This window comes from Perlabentimonas gracilis (genome assembly GCF_011174675.1).
GTDB classification, from domain to species: Bacteria; Bacteroidota; Bacteroidia; order Bacteroidales; family Tenuifilaceae; genus Perlabentimonas; species Perlabentimonas gracilis.
Genome location: NZ_JAANIG010000011.1, coordinates 95,978 through 114,879 on the forward strand (window position 1 = coordinate 95,978; position 18,902 = coordinate 114,879).

Here is an 18,902-nt window from a genome sequence, read left to right on the forward strand (position 1 = left end):
ACCAATTAACCTTAGCGGTTTTTTAAATTAGAAACTTGCCCTTACACCAATTACAATTTGATCGTCTATTTGTTCGTAACCCTCCATCCAGCTGTTCATCTCGTTGCGCAGAATCTCTTTTTGCTCTTCCATTGGTAGATGGTGGATAGATAGCAGGTATTCCTTGAAGTTCTTCTTCATATATTTTCTGCCGTTAGCTCCGCCAAACTGATCGATGTAACCATCGGAAAACATGTAGAATGTGTCACCAGGTTGTAGCTGTATATCGGTCCGCTGAAAAGGAATGTCTTGCTTAACGTATGCCCCAATTGGCATCTTGTCGGGTTTGTACTCTGTTAGCTCACCATTTCTGATAAGTACAAGCGGGTTGTTGGCTCCAGAGAACTCCAACTTCATAGTGTTCAGGTCGATGGATGCGAGAGCCATATCCATTCCATCCTTCCGTTCCTCCCTGTCGCCTTCTCTTAGCCCTTGGCTTAAGGTGTTTATAACGTACTGGCGAAGTAGGTTGAGGATAGAGTCGGAGTGGTTTATGTCGAGTTTGGCTACAATCTCATTGAGGAACGATGTGCCCAGCATGCTCATGAATGCACCTGGAACACCGTGCCCAGTACAGTCGGCAGCTATGAATATTAATCTTTTCTGCTTCTCGAAATGGTGAACCCAGTAGAAATCGCCGCTTACAATATCCTTAGGGGCAAAGTAGATAAAGTAGTCGAACAATTTGCACGTTTGCTTATCGGGTAACACGGCGGTTTGTATACGCTTAGCGTACCTAATGGAATCGGTGATGGAGATATTCTGCTGCTCAATCTTCTTGTTTTTCTCCACAACCTCGGCAGTTCGTTCCTTCACAATGGCCTCGAGCTTGCGGTTGTCTTCCTGCAGCTTGCGGGTATACCAGGCTATGGTTAGGCGTATGATTATAAAGGCTCCAGCAATGTATATGAGGTATGCCCACCATGTTAGGTACCATGGTGGTAGGATTTTGAATTCGAAGATTGCCTCCTGGCTAACAACTCCGTATATGTTTTTTGACCTTACGTGGAACAGGTAAGTGCCGCCCGAAAGGTTGGTGTAGTTACGGAAATCCTTCTCTTCCCAAGCTGACCAACCCTTGTCGAAGCCCTCAAGGTACGACTGGTATAGCGTTTCGCTCTCCGACTCGAAGTAGGGAGTGCTAAAAGTGAAGGTGATGCTATTGTATCTGTTTGCAATGGGGCTGTGGAAATAAAGCTTGTTGGCATCGGCGTTAAATAGGGTAAGTCCACCTGCTCCTCTGTAAACGGTTGAGTCGTATCCCACCTTAACCGTCCGAATAAGCGTTTTGAAAGTTCTCCTGAAATCTTTCTCGGTACTTCGGTTGTGAACATACAGCCCTTCCTGCCCACCAATAAATGTCAACTCGTTATGTGCTGAGCCCGAAGAAATTGTCATTGAGGGGATCATTCTAAGGGCACAAGTGTCAATTCGCCAGTCACTATCAGCTCTGTAGGCTAGCGCAGCCAGCGTAGCATTTTGCTGCTCGAACGATACCAGTGCGGAGGTATCGGTGAGAGTAAAGAAATTTTTAATTTCTCTATCATTGGGCTTGAAGTGATTGTTTATGCTACATATGGAGAAGGTGTTAGCCTGCTCATTGAGCTGGTATACTTCCCCATTAGCAACAAAATGTATTTTATTCTGAAATGTAATGAAATCGCCGTTAAGCTGGGCGGCTAGATTTGGCAGCGGCATAGTTTTTCCATTGCTGCTTACAAATTTGGCTCCCGATAGCGTGTTGCACCAAAGGTTTCCGCTGGTGTCCTCAACAATTCTTGTAACCGTTGTGTCGGCCAATGCAAATACGTCGGGGTCGAGGATAAACCGATTACCCTGTTGGCTAAGCTTGCGTATTCCGCGTGAGGATGCCACATAAATTACCTCGGGTTTTACTTTGGATTGCAGCAGCTGGTATGTTTCAATTCCAAGGTTAAACGGGTATGCTTTTTTACCTTTAATCTCGTATATATCGCGTACGCTAGCGGCAATAAGTTTGCTCTGGTTGTTATGCTTGTAGTTAATCATAGAGTATACCTCTTCGCCAAAAATACCCTCAACCTGAACAAATTGGGAGGTCTTGCTGTAGTTCTGTTCAAGCAATGAAACACCATACATTGTTGAGGCGTAGTACCTATTGTCGTACCAAAGCATATTGTATACGGTTCCCTTTAGTCCCAACTCATCGGAAAAGTAACGTATGGGCGACCCAATATTAACTGCAGATAAACCATTTATTAGTGAAAGCCATATTACACCCGGTTGTATTGAAGAATGGAAAAGGTTGGTTACGATTTCGGTGGGTAACCCCGTCTCCTTATTTATATGGGTAACAATTTCGCCGTTTCGATTTATTACATATAATCCATCGAGACGAGTTGCAAAGGCAAAGTGATTATCGTCAACCACAATTCCTGCATAAATTAGCTTATCAACAAGAATGCTCAGCGTTTGCTGTGCTCTGGAGTTGAAGTTGAATTTAGATGTTTCGCCCGATTCGGTATTAAGAAGCGACAACCCCTCGCCAGCGCTGGCTACAAGAAGTGTATTGGTACTCCACGGTAGGATGGAAAAGATATCGTTTTGGGCAAATTGTTTTCCTCCTTTAATCAGTTTTAACTCATTATCCTCAAGCACGTGTAGCCCACTTTCATAATTGTCAACGTAAAGTTTATCGTTAACCTGAAAGCTCCAAAAGCTGTTCTCGGGCAAAATAATGCTGCTAATGCTGTTGCTGTTGATATTGTAAACAAATATTCGTGGAAGGGTGCAGAAAAATATCTTATCATCGAATGCATATGTTTTCCAAACCCTATTAACACCAATGCTATCGCCCACAAGTGGCCTAAGCGATTCGTACATGATTTGTCCCTGATCATCAGATGTGAGGCGGCCAAAGTCGTCGGTTCCACCAACGTATATTACGCCATCGGAGCCTGTGGCAAGCGAAAAGATATACGTTTGCCCTGGAACGTTTATTCTGTTCCAGTTTCTTCCATCGTATTCTAGAATATATTCGGAGTTACCAAAATACATTACCCCTCGCTCGTCTTGCGTTATTGACCAATTAGCCTCCGAGGCATTGTAAGTTTTATGCGAATAGTTTTGAAGTATGGGAATACCCATAGGGTTTACCTGCGATATTGCTAGCTGGCAACTAAGTATAGCAACAGTTACGACTGAAAATACTTTTCTAGGGATATAGCTTTTCATTTCAATAAAAGAATTATAATACAATTTTAAGCATTTTTTTGCATTATTGCATCGGTTGCGTTTCTAAATAGTTGCACTTTATGTCCAAGCTAATTGATTTAATGGTTGGTTTGCCGTTGAAATATGGTTTTGCTGCCATTGTAATAAGTTTTAGTTAACTATTTTTGTGGGTAAACCGAAGTAGAAATAATTGAATATGAATTTATGTAAACGCTTAACGCTTACTCGAGTTGTAATTGCAGTTGTAATTCTAACCTCCATATTTGCAAATATACAGCGAAAGATGTGGACGTGGGAAGACCGAATAATTCAGTGGGATGTTAAGTCGTACTACGCATATTTGCCTGCTGCATTTATTCATGGCGATTTATCGCTTGAGTTTACAAAGGCTGATCCCGATAAATACATTAAAAACTACTGGCCCGGCACAGCGCCCAATGGGGCAAAGGTTGTTGTTACCAGTATGGGGATGGCTTTTTTGTATCTACCCTTTTTCTTTATTGCCCATGTGTGGGCATTGCTGGGTGGTTATGAGGCCGATGGGTACTCTTTACCCTATCTTGTGATGATGCAATTTTCGGTTCTCCCATATTTGCTACTGGGGTTGGTTCTATTGCGAAGAATCTTACTTAAGCATTTCTCTGAGATTGCCTCTGCACTTGCTTTGGCGGGTGTTGGACTTGGTACCAACTTGTTTCATTACTCAAATACCGAGGGAGCAATGTCGCATGGCTTTAGCTTTGCGCTATTTGCTGCACTGTTATATCTTACCATAAAATGGTGGGCAAAGCCAACCCTTCGAAAAACCGTATTGGTTGGCTTGCTCTCGGGGCTAATCGTTCTTATTCGTCCTACAAATATTGTGGTACTGCTTGTTTTCGGATTTTATGGCATAACAACTTTCAAAGGTATTGGCGAGCGCATTCTTTTCTTTATAAAAAGATGGAAGTATGTGCTTGTTATTGGCCTTTGCGCCTTGCTGGTTTGGGCGCCGCAGCTGGTTTACTGGAAATGGCTTACGGGGGATTGGTTTTACTACTCCTACGGCGACGATGCTAAATTCTTTTGGAGTAACCCTCAGTTTTTAAGCGGATTATTTAGCTACCGTAAGGGCTGGTTTGTTTACACGCCTATAATGGTTTTCGCTATTATCGGTTTGGTTCAAACATTTCGAAAGCATAGGGAGTATTTTACCCCGATAACGTTGTTCCTAGTGGCGAATTTGTATGTGGTATTTTCGTGGTGGAACTGGTGGTATGGTGGCGGTTTTGGTCAGCGAGCACTAATTGAGTCGTATGCAATTTTGGCTTTTCCTTTGACCGCTTTTATTGATGCTGGGGTATCTTCGGGAAAACTTTGGAAGCGAATTGCTACCGTTACTACCATATTACTATTCACTGCTCAGGGCCTATTTATGAATATCCAGTACTACTCTGGGGTAATACATTGGGATTCGATGACCAAGGAGGCGTACTGGAAATCGTTCTTTCGATCTACAAAACATCCCAATCTCGATAGATACCTGCAGCGATTGGATTATGAACTCGCGCGCAAGGGCATTTATATCCCCGAGAAAAAGCCCAGCACTATTGTTGCCAACGCAGCAGTATGCGATATGGAAACTATAGATGCAACAGGGACACAATTTCTGTCGATTGATGGTTTGCTTGAATTACACAATGCGAAGCAGCAAACCAGTAGGTACTCCCGATCGGGCAACCATTCTGTTGAAGTTAACAGCAATACCCCATTTGCCCTAAACCATAGGATAAGCGTAAAGCCTGGCGATCAGCTGGAGTTCGAAATTTGGCGACACTCCAAATCGTCGCGTGAGGCTGCGCTAATCATTTCGGCACAGGATGCTAATAATTTTTACAAAAAAACCGATCGCAAGATTAGCTCCGAGGGCGACTGGGATCAGCTGGTATACACACTGGTAGTTCCCAAGGATTATCCCGATAGCTTGCTTGTGGTATACGTTTGGAGCCCCAAGCGTGAAACGGCTTACTTTGATGACTATTCGGTAAAACGGATGACTGCAGATCAGTATGATGAAAGCAATTGAAAAGAACTCTCCATACATAGTCTGGATTACGAGTTTAGTTTTGTTGGCTGTTTTTTCTGTGCTAGCCTTTGCCAGTTTAACACCTCAGCAAGTTTCGGTTTACTTCAATTCCGATACGTTTTACTTGGCCTCCATTTTTCGCGATGTATTTGTTGATGGGAGCGGTTTTAAGGGCTGGAACCTTAATGCAGCACCCAATTTTTTCCCCGATTTCTTTATTTTTTCCTTAATTAATTCAGTATTCTCCAACGTAAGGTTAGCCTATCTGGTTTTTAGCCTTGTTCAGGTGGTGCTAATTGCATTGCTTTTCAACGCCATCCTGTTACAGGTCGATAAAATGATTACATTCCATCATCTAGCTATATCGAATTTGTTTTTAATTCTATTCCCATTATCAACCCTTATCTCTGGCGATTTTATATTTACCTTTTACCTATTCAGCTTAAGCTACCATATCGGCGCTTTTGTTATGGCCTTGCTTGCCTTGTTGCTGTCGTTGAAGATACTAAATCGATATTCAAAACCATTAACTATTGCTTTGGGGCTTGTTGTGCTCGTCGCAACTTATAATGATAAGCTGTTTATTCCAACCTTTGTATTCCCACTTTTACTATGGCTAGCTTTTGCATTTTCTCGAGCTAAGGTTCGGGTTTTATTCCTTACTGTTGTTACTGTGCTGGTTTCGTCAGTTTTAGGCTTGGTGCTCTTCGATGTGGTTAGGAACATGGGATATGTGCACTTTATTGACACTGGTTGGAAGATGTTCAACTTTAGCAATGTGTCCTCATCGTTTCAGGTGGCAGGTGAGCAAACCATGAGATTTATCACAAAAGGTCATGTTAGCGGTTGGGTGGTAATTATTTCCATTTTGGTTTTTGGATTCCTTACAGTAAGGGTGTTTGGTTTGGCTCGCCTTATTGTCAAATCAAGGAAAACAGATGGCTCCTTCCGTTTTTCGACTGATCATGCTTTCGCCCTTTTTGTTTGGGCAAATATTCCCATTGTTTGGTTAACGCCAATACTCAACGGCAGCTATGTAAGCCCAGCCATTCTTAGGTTTAATATCCATGCATATTATTTGGCAGTGCTTTGCGTTGGGTATATCGTTTTTTTACTCATCAGCAATAAAAAGTATATAGCAACCATATCCTATTCGTTGGTGGTTGGTGCTACGGTTTTAGGATTCGCACTATGGATATTAAATGCTGAGAGTTATTCGCTTAAAACGGTCATCTCGTATTACCCCAAAAGGGTTGAGGCCATTGATGATTTTGTGCGGGAAACGGGTGTTAAGTATGGTATTTCGGAATACTGGAGTGCCAAATCATCAACCATGCTATCAAAGGAGGGCGCTAGGATATACCATGTTCACCCAAACCTTCGGATTTGGTATCACGTTACCAACAAAAACTGGTATTACAAGGGTGGCAAAGGGGAGCACGGCAATCCTCGTTTCGAAATGATTGTTATGAATGGTTTCGACTCTACTCGGGTTGCTAACATTCTCGGGTCGCCATTGCTGGTAAAAAAATACCCCGAGGCTAACCTCGAGATATGGAAAGTTCGCGAGTTTGAGTTCGATCCCCAAACGCAGCTGCCTAGCCCTGTTGAATAGCGTTACTTCTGCTCGTTAATACGATCGATGATGTAGGTTGGCCGTCCTTTTACCTCGTTAAAAATGTAGCCAATGTACTCGCCAATTATTCCAATAACTATAAACAGTAGCGAAAACCCAAGGCTAATAAGTACCACAATGGTGGTGTAGCCCGAGAATGGCTCGCCCAAAAATTTCATCACCACGGAGTAGATGGCGACTATAAAGCTAAACCCGCCAAACAGCAAACCAATGGCAAGGCCAAGCCTTAGCGGGATATGGGAGAAGGTGGCAATGGCCGAGAGCGAGAAGAAGAATAACCGCGTTAGCGAATACTTGCTTTGCCCAGCAGCCCTGTTTGGGGCAACAAACGGAATGGATGTCTTTTTAAATCCAACCGATTGTATTAGGCCACGGAGGAAGCGAGTTCTCTCTGGGTATTTGGATGTTACCACACCTGCCACCCGTTTCGAGATCATAAAAAAGTCCGATACGTTGGGCTCAATTTGTCCGTGCGATAGCTTATTGAAGATCCAGTAAAAAAGGCCCGAGGTGAGTCGTTTGCGGAGCCCGCCATCGGCCCTGTGGTTCCTAACCATAGTTACCACCTCGTATCCCTCGCTGGCTTTGCCAACCATTTGCTCAATGCAGCTGGGCGGATGCTGTAGGTCGGAGTCCATACATATTACAAAATCGCCCTGAGCATTCTCAAGGCCAGCTAGCATGGCGGCCTCATGACCAAAATTCTTGCTAAAGTGAATGGCCTTGGTATTCTTATTGGCGTTTACAATGTGGTCAATCAGTTCGGCCGACTTATCGCTGCTGCCATCATTTACGAAGATAACCTCGAAGGTGTAGCCTTTTAGTTGCTGTAGCGTATTAGATAGTTCATCCCAAAACAATGGGATTACCGGCTCTTCGTTGTATACCGAGACAATTACTGAAAACGTGTAGCCCATGGCAATATGTTTGGGTCAATGGTTTTACAAAGATTGCTAAAAACCTCACCATTTCAAATATTGTCTATATTTGTTTTCAAAATAAAATGTATGTTCAAATCGGGTGACCCATTCCCTTGGTTAGTGTTTATTGGAAAGAGACATAAACTTTTCTCGTTTATTTCGTTCATGTTGCTGCTGGTGGTTTTTGGCTATGTAGCCCAGCTAAATCAGCCACCGCAATCAACCCATCTGTGGCGGCAGTCCGACTGTGCCTCGCTGGCCCTAAATTACTACCAGCATGGTATGGATTTCTTTAAACCTCAAATTCACAACCTACACGCCGATGGTCATACCACTGGCTACGCCACCTCGGAGAGCCCATATCTTTACTACACTGTTGCTGCTTTTTATAAGATATTTGGCCCCAGCCATTGGGTTTATCGTTTAGTCTGGTCTATAATTGTATCGCTTGGGTTTTGGGCAACCTATCGGTTTTTTTTGTCATATCTCGAGTCAAAGATTATTTCTTTTCTAGGGGCAGCAATTATTCTAATATCACCGGTTATTGTGTTCTACGGCAATAGCTTTTTGCCCGATGCGCCTGCTTTGATGCTTGTACTTATTGGCTGGATGTTTTTTGCTCGGCGGCAAAAGCATAACCAGAAAAGTTCCCTTTGGCTAGCGGCCATCTTTTTTATGCTGGGTGGATTGCTTAAGGTTACAGCGTTGATAAGCTTTTTTGCGTTGGCAGGAGTATGGTTTCTCGAGCTGCTGGGAGCTAGGCTGGGGGAGAACGGCAAACCTATATTTAAGCATCGATGGAGTTCGTTGGTTCCCTTTGTGGTAACATTTGGGATTGTTGTTGCTTGGTATGTTTGGGCTTGGCAATATAATGCTGAGCATTGCACCAAGTACTTCTCAATGCGCACCTGCCCCATTTGGAACGTTAGCTCATGCTGTAACTGCGGTTTTGCCGATATTATTCGTCAGGTAAACGAGCTGTGGCTGCCTCATCTATTCAATAAGCCAATGCTATTTTTACTGATAGTTTGCCTTGCGCTGGTTGGCTATTACTATAGGTATGCCAATCGGTTTTTGCTTGCAATAACGGCGTTCACATTTATTGGGACATCACTCTACATCGCTATTTGGTTTGCCGCCTTTTTCGATCACGATTACTACTTCATTAATCTCTACATTTTCCCAATCTTCCTTACGCTAACAGCCCTTGATGTTATTAGCAAGAGATTCCCCCGCGTTTTTAGCTCGCGCTATTTTTTACTTATACTCATTGCACTTGCCATTTACGGTACACAATACACGTACATGAAGCAGCGGCTAAGGTACAAGGGTTGGATGAATTACGAGCATCGGCAGTTTGCCGATATTCGGAATGCAGCAAGTTATATTGGTGATTTGGGCATTGAGCCCGACGATAAGATCATTAGCATTCCCGACCGAACGCCCGATTATACACTTTATCTGCTAAACCGTAAGGGGTGGACTTTGTATGGCGACCAGGCAGTGGATAGCCTTTCGCTTGCCAAGAAGATTGAGGGAGGGGCTAAGTTCCTTTTTGTGTCCAATTACAGCCAAACCATCCAGGAGCGTCCCTACATAAAACCATTCTTAAACCAACCCATAGGCGAGCTGAGTAGTCTTCGGGTTTATAGAATCGATGGGGTGCTTCATCCCAAAGTTTTAACCCAAAGGATAGATACAGTTCTCCGCATAAGCTGCAATGCTGAAACCGTAAGCCAAAATAATTTACTCGCAACAAGCAATCCATCATACTTTGCAAAGGGGGAGAAAAATCTGGTCGATGATTTTTCGTTATCGGGCAGCCAGTCGTTACTTGTTGATAGTAGCAATCCCTTTGGATTTACTATTGAGATTCCAGTGCAACAAAATACTATAGTAGACATAAGCGTGTGGCGAAACTCTAAGGATAAAGTGGGCGAGCTCGTTGTGTCGGGTAAACGATCATCAAAATTTTATCAATCTAAAGGAACGGGTGAAGTAGATCCCGAAACGGGTTGGGAGTTGATATCCACCTCAATACCCATATCTTCCGATTTTAATGAGAAGCATCTTGTGGTTTACGTTTGGAATCCGCATGACCAGCCTGCATATTTCGACGATTTGGAGATTGTGATAACCCAAAATACTCATTTTGTAACCTCACGTTAGCATGTATCAGAATAAGCTAGTTGCCATAGTAATTCCCAGCTACAATGAGGCCAAGAATATTGCCTCAGTAATTTCGGGCATTCCCACATTTGTAGATCACATTGTAGTGGTTGACGACGCCAGCAAGGACAACACCGCCGAGGTTGTTAGAAACCTTAGCAACGATAACAAGCGACTTGTTTTGCTGCAAAACAGTAAAAACTTAGGGTGCGGAGGAGCGCTGGCCACAGGTTATAAGTGGGCCATTGAGAATAATATTGACATTGCGGTGCGTATGGATGGCGATGGTCAAATGGATGCCAACGACATTGAACGATTAGTTGTACCCATTGCCATGGGCGAGGTTGATTACACCAAGGCCAACCGGCTATTCTCGGGTGAGGCCTACGAAAAAATCCCTAAGGTTAGATTCTATGGTAATGCTATCCTTTCGTTACTAACCAAAATTGCCTCGGGCTACTGGCATATTGCCGACTCGCAAAGCGGTTTCTCGGCCATTGGCAAACAGGCGCTGCAAACGGTGAATTGGGACAAGATGTACAAGCGTTATGGTAACCCCAACGATGTGCTTATTCTTCTCAACATCTTCAACTTTCGCGTTCGCGATGTGATAACCCAGCCCATTTACAACGTGGGCGAAAAAAGCACTATGCGGGTTCGGAAGGTGGTCTTCACCATCTCATGGCTTTTGATAAAACGATTTTTCTACCGCCTACGCGAAAAGTACATTATCCGCGATTTTCACCCGCTTGTATTTTTCTACTTCTTCGGTTTTTTATTGCAGCTGCTTAGCATACCGTTATTTATAAGATATATTTACTACTGGATTGAGTACGACCATATCCCTAAGGTAAACTTTCTGGCTTGGATGTTTGCCGTAATTATGGGCGTGCAGTTTATCCTATTCGCCATGTGGTTCGATATGGACAGCAATAAACACCTACGGTAGCCCATGCGCAAGTGGTTCTTCAATATCCTCATATACCTCTCCCTGATATTCCTTGTGGTTTATCTTTTTCGGTACAACTATGTCGACCTAAAAGGGATACGTTTTAACTATTGGTATTTGAGCCTTTCGTGCATTCTTCTTTGGATAGGCTTTATTGCTTCGGCTTTGGCATGGCGAAAATGCTTGGTGCTGCATAATATGCCAGTTAGTGGAGTTAAAGCAGTGGTGTCGCACGGACTATCGGTGTTTGCCAAGTTTATTCCCGGCAAGGTTTGGGTAGTGTTGGGTAGGGCATCGAAAGTATCATCGGAAGGGGTTTCGCTTAAAACAGCATCGTATGCATCGCTAAAGGAGCAGCTGGTATACATTTGGCTTGGCTTAGCCCTGGGTTCATTTTTCCTGCTTTTTCAAAATGGGAATTGGGAGCTGTTGCTTATCGTATTTACCCTATTCCTTGGGCTAACCGTTTTTAATTTATCCGATTGGTTCCGTCGACTGGTAGCGTTGGCCTACAAAAAGATTACTAAGCATGAGTTTGATATCCCCAGAATTTCGGCAAAGGAAATAATAGCACTTGCTGGTAGCGTTGCAATATACTGGGTGCTTTGGAGTGCGGGGTTTTGGTTTTTTACCAAGTCCATTATTGCAGATATTTCTCCTTTTGTGGCCTTTGCATTTCCATTATCGGTAACCCTTGGTCTGCTGGCCATAATTGTACCCGGAGGGCTAGGCGTTAGGGAAGGGCTTATGGTGGTTGGGCTAACCGCTTTGGGTACTCCAATAGATGTAGCCGCAACCATATCCATTGCCGCAAGGCTTTGGTTTTTGTCGGGCGAAGTTTTTATCTTTTTATTGGGCTTATCCGTTAATGTATCGCAAAAGCAAACCCTACAAAAAAAGGGGAACGCTGATGCTCCCCCTTTATAGTACTCTGTTCATAATCTAATTTAAACGGTATAGCTCTCTGGCATGCCCTCGTACTTTTGAACTAGTTCTGGCTTCCCACAGAACTCGAAGCTGTGGTTCATATGGTCGCGCTCATCGAGGCTGATTCGCCTAAACACATCGGCCCAGGTTTCAACATCGGCGTAGCTTTTTACCAACGCGTTGGTTAGCTTTTGATCTTCCCACTGTGGGTTATCAACTACCAGCTGGGCGTAAACACCCTCGGCGTGATTCTCAAACTCGGCGTTAAATAGGAAGGCTCTTTTTTGGCTAAAGCAGGCCATAAGCCTTGCTATTAAAACGTAGGTAAGCACAATAAAGAATGTTATAAACGGATTTAAGTACCACTTATCCTTAATGCCATCCTCCTTCATCTTCTCATGAATAACTAAAAGATGGGTGTACTCGTTATCCTGTGCGCTTCGGCCCCAGTCAACCACGCTCTGGAATTTCTCCACCTTCTCAATATTCCTATACTTACGGGTTAGCTTCATATAGTGCCTAATTTCCCAGATCCTATAGGGAATACTTGCCAAAATTTCTAGCAGCTTCGCTTTGGGTAGGTCATCCTTTCTGCCTGCGGCAAGATCCATCCCAGCAAAAAATATTTTTGCCATTAGGCTATACTTGTACCTTGGGGTATTTAGCGTAACCTGCTGTTCTTTTTTTAGGTCGATAACAGAATTAGCCATGGTTTTTAGTTTTGTTGTGTTTTGGTTGCTAAATTATAGATTTTTTGTGTTACCTGTTCTTGTGTTGCTCGGAAAGTGGATGTTTTCGAGTAATTTATAATCAATCTTGTTTTAGCTTGTAGCATCTTCAAGTTGATTATTACCCGTGTTAAGGTGCTTAATGGTGTTAACCAAAATATTACCTTTGCCCTCAAAACGCTACGTTATGAGTAGAGGTAAGGAATCGAAACCGCATATTGGTATTTACGGCCGTCGCAATAATGGGAAAAGCTCTTTGGTAAACATGCTGGTTGGCCAGCAGGTAGCCATTGTTTCCGATGTGCCAGGTACAACAACCGACCCAGTTAAAAAATCGCTTGAGATACTAAACTTTGGCCCAGTAATTTTAGTTGACACAGCAGGAATTGACGATGTGGGCGATCTAGGTCAGCAACGCATTGCCAAAACTCACGATTCCATTCGCCAGGTCGATTTGGCCATTCTGCTGGTGGCAAGCAATACGTGGGGCAGTTTTGAGGATAATCTGGTGGTAGAATTTAAGCGTTACGAAGTTCCCTTTATAGTTGTGCACAGCAAGTATGATATTTCCCCCATTATACCCGAGTTTAGGCTGAGACTAGAAAGGCTAGATGCGCAACCAGCAGTGGTTGAAGTATCGGCCAGAACGGGTTTTGGTTTCGATGTGCTGGTTGAGGCAATTCACAAAGCTATCCCCGAGGTATCATGGCAAAAGCCCACCCTTCTGGGTGGGATGGTTGGCAAGGGCGATGTGGTGCTGCTTATAACACCCATCGATACTGAGGCGCCTGCTGGGCGCCTAATTCTCCCCCAGGTACAAACCATCCGCGATGCGCTGGATAACGATGCCATTTCCATCGTGTTAAAGGAGACAGAGCTGGAGGGGTTTCTGAAGAGTACAGGAATAAAACCTGCCCTGGCAGTAACCGATAGTCAAATGTTTGGCGCGGTGAGCCAAATTGTGCCAATGGAAGTACCCCTAACCAGCTTTAGCATATTGCTGGCTCGCCTTAAGGGCGATTTTTATAGCTACATAGAGGGGACTCCCAAAATATCTGCGTTGAAGGATGGCGATAGAGTGCTGCTACTCGAGAGCTGTACCCACCATGTTTCATGCGATGATATTGGGCGAGTAAAAATTCCTAATTGGATTAGCACATTTACGGGTAAAAAATTGGAGTACGACATAGTTGCCGGACTCGATAACCTGCCCCGACCAATTACCGATTACGCCCTTGTTATTCAGTGTGGAGGTTGTGTTGTTACACCAAAGCAACTGCAAAACAGGCTTCGGCCTGCAGTTGAGGCGGGAGTTCCTGTAACTAACTTTGGGATGGCCATTGCCTATATCCACGGAATTTTTAGTAGGGCTGTGGCTCCCTTTACTCAATCCAAAAAGTAAATGTTTGGGAACTTTCGTTGCCCAGCCTATCCGTTGCCTTTAGCGTAACGGTGTTAAGCTGGTTAAGCTTAAATCCGCTTATGGGTTGTGTGTAGTTTCTCTCTCTACCTCCATTAACGGTTACGGTAATTCGGTCAACTCCCACTTTGTCGTCGGTGGCGGCAACGTACAGCTGCACGTTAGGCGGAAATACATTTAGCTCACCATCAGGTTGCTTCTTATATGGTTTTACCGAGAAATGGTAAAAGATCTGGGGTGCTTGGTTATCGACCCCAAATCCAAAGGATGATATGTTTAGATTCTCCACGTTATCCCAAGCGCTGCTATTTACTGTATGATACCCTTGCTGCTCAACCGTAAAGGGAGCTGAATATTCAATAGGTGTGTTATTGTTGAGTCGGTATTCAATTCTGTTTAGCCCAGAGCCCCTGTCGTTAGAGTGAATATTGATTTTAGTAATTGGGCTAATCCAAATGGTGTCGCGAAGGGTAACTCTTTTCCCTGTGAATGAATGGCTGATGTTGGGCCCGGTAATATCCACCTCGGGCATCGAGAACTGTTGCCCCTCAGCATCGCTAACGCCTCTGTTCCCAACGTTGTCGATGGCGTACGAACGAACGGAAACGGCTCCCGAAATCTCCGAAAGGAAAATGGGCTTTTCGTATAGCTGGAATGGCGAGTTGTTTATGGAGTAGTATATCTCCTTAACCCCCGCCTTATTATCGACCGCCACAATGCGAAGCTGACTGCGCCCCGAGGAGTACTCTCGCCCAGCTACCATGTAAGTATTGCCCGATATCTCCTCGAAAACCATGGGAGGGGTTCTATCGACAAAAAACTCGAACGATTGCTTCTGCTCCGTATTCCCAACCTCATCAATGGAGTACCACGCTATTGAATGCACGCCTTCGGGTAGGTGCGATAGGCTTATGGGGCGAGTGTAGCGAAGCTCGTTGCCCTCGTTAATTGTGTAATGGGTCGATTGTACACCTAGCGAATCGGTTGCAGTTAAAACAAACTTAGTGCTTGATGCAACAACCTCGTTGTGCTGTGGGCCATCGATGGTTAGTGTTGTGGTGGGAGGGGTGGTGTCTATCACAATTACTCGTTCCCCTTCATCCTCGCGATTACCCACGTTGTCGATGGCGTAAAAGCGCACGCTAAACTCACCATCCCTGTCAAATGTTAGGGGTTGTGTGTATGGTTGGTACTCGGAGCCATTAACCGAGTAGTGTATGCTCTTAACGCCCGAGTGCGGATCGATGGATGCCAGCTCAAGCACCGCGCTTCCCGATAGGAATACCTTGTTGCCTCGCTGAACACCCTCTTTCACATTGAATTTGGCCAATGTTTGGGGAGGACGGCCATCGGCAAACAGGCCGAAACGGATTTTACGACCTAGATACAAATCCATATGGGTTAGGTAGTGCACCCCGTGACCATCCCAGTACATTGGGTTTCCCTCGGGCTGTATGCTTTGCACCCTAACAGCATCCTCACCCGTGGGCGAGGTGGAGAGGTATAGGTATACTGGTGTACCGGGGTTTACGAAGAGTCGTCCTGTGGAGTCGACATAAAACGTTTTGGTGTCCTGCGCCAATATTTCTTGTGATATAAAGGCAAAGGAAAGAATTGCGAATATGTAAAGAATAATACGAACCTTCATCTTGTCCCTTATTTTAGGGTTAGTTTTCATCTACCTTGGTTATAACAAACTCAACCCTCCGGTTTTCCCTGTGTTTTGAGTCGGGGCACTCAACGCCCTTAGCACATTCATTAATAAGCATTGTTTCGCCATATCCTTTGGCCGCTAGCCTACCTTCGGGTATGCTTCTGGATTTAAGGTAGTTTACAACTGTTTGTGCACGACGTTCCGACAGCCCAAGGTTGTAGTTAGGGTTTCCCTTGGAGTCTGTATGAGCACCTATCTCAAGGTGAACCGATGGGAACTGCTTCAGGATTTCGACCAGCTTATTTAGCTCTGCTATTGATTTTGCATTAAGCGAGGTGCTGTTAGTTTCGAAGTAAATATTCTCCATTTGAACAGCAGCTTCTGTTGTGGTTACCACTCTGTATGATTTTGGATCCTCGGTGTTCCCTACGTTATCGGTTGAATATACTTGAACCTCGTATTCCTTATTGCCTGAGAATGTTATGGGTTGATTGAATTCTGCAAAACTGTTGTCATCAATTGAAATGAAAGATTGGGAAACTCCCGACATGTCATCAAAGCTCGTAAGCGTAGCTGCCGAGCCGCTCTCGGCAAAAAAGATGTTGTTATACTTGAATAGCAAACCGCTCTGGAACTCCATGGTGGTTTTGGGTGGTTCTCCATCGGCGAGAATACGGAATCGGATATCCATATTGCGCTCCTTGTCCTTGTGTGTAATGTAATGCTTCCCAGCGCCATCCCACTGCATAGGGTTGGCTGCCTTGTCGGTGCTGGGTACAAGCATTAGCTGATCCTCGGCATCGGCAGGGGCAATAAAGATGTATGCAGGAGCATCGGCACGGGTGTATACCTGCCCGGTACTGTCGACAAATAGCTTTGCCTCGTGCTTTGTATGGGTTTGTCCACACAGGGTTCCTGTCAAGAATAGTACTAAAGCTATAAAGGCGTAGGTGTGTTTCATTCAATTTTTAGTTTGTGGATGTATTGTGCCTTAAATTTAGTAAAAATGTTTTACAAATCAACTTCGCCTGGTATTACTCTGAACCCAATAACTATAATGTCATCAATTTGCTTGTGTTCTTTACCCATCCAGCTAGCCATCTTCTCTTTAAGCACAGTGAGCTGCTCCTGCATTGGGAGATGATTTATTTCGAGCAGCAGCTGCTTGAATGTCCTTGTGCCAAATTTCTTGCCATGCTGCCCCCCAAACTGGTCGGTGTAGCCATCGGAAAAAATATAGAACGAGGTGGGTTTCTCCACGTTAATGGTATGTACAGCAAATTCGCGTTCCCCCTCTTTTTGTAAGCCGCCAATGGGGTACACATCGCCCCTGATGTAGGTAAGCTCTCCATCGCAAATGGATATCAACGGATTTTTAGCGCCAGCAAAATGTACTTTTCTCCCTCCATCGGTAATGGCGCAAAGGGCCATATCCATGCCGTCGCGGTTGTCGGTGGTTTCCTGTTTTAGTAGGTAACGAATGGCATTGTGTAGCTTCCTTAGGGTTTGGTTTGGTATGATTGTGCCATTGCGAGTAATGGTTTCGAGCAGGTTAAAGCCAATCATACTCATAAACGCACCTGGCACGCCATGCCCTGTGCAATCTACAGCCGAGATAAGAAAACCTTTTTCGGAATTTGCTAAGCTGGGTATCTTAATGAAATTCTCTCTTGGGTCATCTGCCAATGCTTTGGGCGACCCGTAACCAGTGTACCAGTAAAAGTCGCCGCTTACGATATCGCGGGGCTGGAAGTATACCATCGAGTCGGGGAAAATGCTCGAAAGGGTTGCCGGGTTAGGCAGTAATGCTTCCTGAATCCGTTGGGCGTAATTGATACTACTTGTAATATCGCGATTCTGCTTCTCAATTCTGTTGAATGCAAGGCCCAAATCTTGGTTAACCTGCTCAATCAAATCCTTTTGCTCGGCTATCTCCTTGTTCTGCTTCTGCAGCTTATCGTTGGCTTTCTTCTTGACATTAAGGTTGTATAGAAATAGTGCAGCAAAGCACATCACCACAAAAATGATGAAGATAAAAACATTCCGAACCAGCTTTTGGTTTTTTATAATGGCGTCTTGTAATTCCTTCTCTTTGCTTAGCAGGTCAATCTGCATCTCCCTTTCTCTCGATATTTCTTCAACCTGCACCAAACTTTCTTCGGTTTCCTTCAGCGCGCGCTGCTTATCGAGCAGCTCCTCTTCGGTAGCTTGGCGCATTTGCTCTATCTCGCTTACCTCCGATTTGGCTTTCTCAACCATTTGCTGTGCCTGGATATCGCGCTGACGAATTTGCTCGCGCTGAATTTTTTGCGATATGGCTGTGAAAAGGGAGAAATACTCTGCCGATTTTTCCTTATCGCCCAGCTTTTCGTATACATCGGTTAGCAGCGAGTAGCAGTTGCGCAGCATACGCTCGTCGTTCAGCTCGCGCGCCAGCGTATGGGCCTCCTCAAGGGTTGTGGCAGCATCGCTGTGCTTGCCCCATTCCGATTGCACGTTGGCCACGTTTATTAATGCCGACGCAATATCGGGCTTACGGTTCATTTGGCGGGCAATGGCAAGCGACTTCTGGAAGTTGTCCAGCGATTTGGGGTAGTCCTCCTCATCGATATACACCATACCGATATTGTTGTACAGAGTACGTTGGGCGTTAAGGTTTCCTATCTTTTTGTTTAGCTCAATGGTCTTTTCAAAGAATTCAACCGCTTTGGCTGGGAATCCATTTAACCAGTATATGTTGGCAATTCGGTTGGTATGAAAGGCAGCCTGATTGAAATCGCCGGAGGTTTCCAGCGACTTTGCTTGGGTTAAATGCTCATCAAGCTCCTTAACAAGGTTTTCGGGCAGCTCTTGCTGAAACTGACCAAACAGTTGAGAGGTTCCCAGAAAGAAGAGGAGAAGAAAAGTTGTAAAGGTGGTTCCACATATTCTCATGGTAAACTTGTTTATGGTGTGTTGTGGTGCTCAACAATCCGCTGCCTACAAATATAGGCGAAACCCTTACCGGCGATACATCACTGGGCTATAAAAAACGGTGATATTGGTCAATGCCACCTCAATTCGCCATTACTAAGGCAAATCAAGGCTAAATATTATTTTGAGGTGCTGGAGAAGAGTTATTACCTTTGGGTATGGAAACACAAGAAAGCCTAAAGGCCTTATTGTCGGTATTTTTTCCTGAG

12 protein-coding genes are annotated in these 18,902 nt (G+C 44.5%); 6 read left to right on the plus strand and 6 right to left on the minus strand.

The genetic code is table 11. The features are described 5' to 3' along the window. Positions 1 to 27: 27 nt before the first annotated feature. Positions 28 to 3,252: a SpoIIE family protein phosphatase gene (locus G8O23_RS07130; RefSeq protein ID WP_166363212.1), complete on the minus strand. Its 3,225-nt coding sequence runs from the start codon at positions 3,250 to 3,252 to the stop codon at positions 28 to 30. 196 nt (positions 3,253 to 3,448) lie between these two features. Between G8O23_RS07130 and G8O23_RS07135 the strand changes: the two genes are divergently transcribed. After that, complete coding sequence (locus G8O23_RS07135; protein ID WP_166363214.1) at positions 3,449 to 5,317, plus strand: hypothetical protein; 1,869 nt, start codon at positions 3,449 to 3,451, stop codon at positions 5,315 to 5,317. Then, positions 5,301 to 6,932: a hypothetical protein gene (locus tag G8O23_RS07140; RefSeq protein ID WP_166363216.1), complete on the plus strand. Its 1,632-nt coding sequence runs from the start codon at positions 5,301 to 5,303 to the stop codon at positions 6,930 to 6,932. Before G8O23_RS07135 ends, G8O23_RS07140 begins: the two co-directional genes overlap by 17 nt. A 2-nt stretch (positions 6,933 to 6,934) precedes the next feature. Here the strand turns inward: G8O23_RS07140 and G8O23_RS07145 are convergent, their stop codons facing one another. Beyond that, entirely contained in the window at positions 6,935 to 7,870 is a 936-nt protein-coding gene (locus G8O23_RS07145) for a glycosyltransferase family 2 protein (RefSeq protein WP_166363218.1), read from the minus strand. Positions 7,871 to 7,960: 90 nt separating this feature from the next. Here G8O23_RS07145 and G8O23_RS07150 point away from each other — a divergent pair, with 90 nt between their 5' ends. The 3 genes from G8O23_RS07150 to G8O23_RS07160 are packed head-to-tail and all read left to right on the plus strand — an operon-like array spanning position 7,961 to position 11,918. Next, a complete protein-coding gene (locus tag G8O23_RS07150) occupies positions 7,961 to 10,042 on the plus strand; it encodes an ArnT family glycosyltransferase (RefSeq protein ID WP_166363220.1) in 2,082 nt (693 codons plus the stop codon). A 1-nt stretch (position 10,043) separates the two neighbouring features. Next, entirely contained in the window at positions 10,044 to 10,991 is a 948-nt protein-coding gene (locus G8O23_RS07155; RefSeq protein ID WP_166363222.1) for a glycosyltransferase family 2 protein, read from the plus strand. A 3-nt stretch (positions 10,992 to 10,994) separates the two neighbouring features. Further along, positions 10,995 to 11,918, plus strand: coding sequence for a lysylphosphatidylglycerol synthase domain-containing protein (locus tag G8O23_RS07160; RefSeq protein WP_166363224.1), 924 nt, complete (start codon positions 10,995 to 10,997; stop codon positions 11,916 to 11,918). 20 nt (positions 11,919 to 11,938) lie between these two features. Here G8O23_RS07160 and G8O23_RS07165 read toward each other — a convergent pair whose 3' ends face one another. Continuing rightward, positions 11,939 to 12,628, minus strand: a complete 690-nt coding sequence (locus tag G8O23_RS07165; protein ID WP_166363226.1) for a hypothetical protein — start codon at positions 12,626 to 12,628, stop codon at positions 11,939 to 11,941. Between the two features lie 205 nt (positions 12,629 to 12,833). On the opposite strand from G8O23_RS07165, the gene hydF reads away from it, so the two are divergent. Continuing rightward, entirely contained in the window at positions 12,834 to 14,048 is a 1,215-nt protein-coding gene (gene hydF / locus G8O23_RS07170) for a [FeFe] hydrogenase H-cluster maturation GTPase HydF (protein WP_166363228.1), read from the plus strand. Here the strand turns inward: hydF and G8O23_RS07175 are convergent. From G8O23_RS07175 to G8O23_RS07185, 3 genes are read right to left on the minus strand one after another with little or no spacing between them, the layout of a single operon-like run. After that, positions 14,029 to 15,744 carry an OmpL47-type beta-barrel domain-containing protein gene (locus G8O23_RS07175; RefSeq protein ID WP_166363230.1) on the minus strand — a complete coding sequence of 572 codons (1,716 nt, stop codon included), beginning with the start codon at positions 15,742 to 15,744 and terminating at the stop codon, positions 14,029 to 14,031. The genes hydF and G8O23_RS07175 overlap by 20 nt on opposite strands. Further along, positions 15,734 to 16,681 carry an OmpA family protein gene (locus tag G8O23_RS07180; protein WP_166363232.1) on the minus strand — a complete coding sequence of 316 codons (948 nt, stop codon included), beginning with the start codon at positions 16,679 to 16,681 and terminating at the stop codon, positions 15,734 to 15,736. The genes G8O23_RS07175 and G8O23_RS07180 overlap by 11 nt, the downstream gene beginning before the upstream one ends. A gap of 50 nt (positions 16,682 to 16,731) precedes the next feature. Next, positions 16,732 to 18,654, minus strand: a complete 1,923-nt coding sequence (locus tag G8O23_RS07185) for a tetratricopeptide repeat protein (protein WP_166363234.1) — start codon at positions 18,652 to 18,654, stop codon at positions 16,732 to 16,734. Positions 18,655 to 18,902 lie beyond the last annotated feature (248 nt).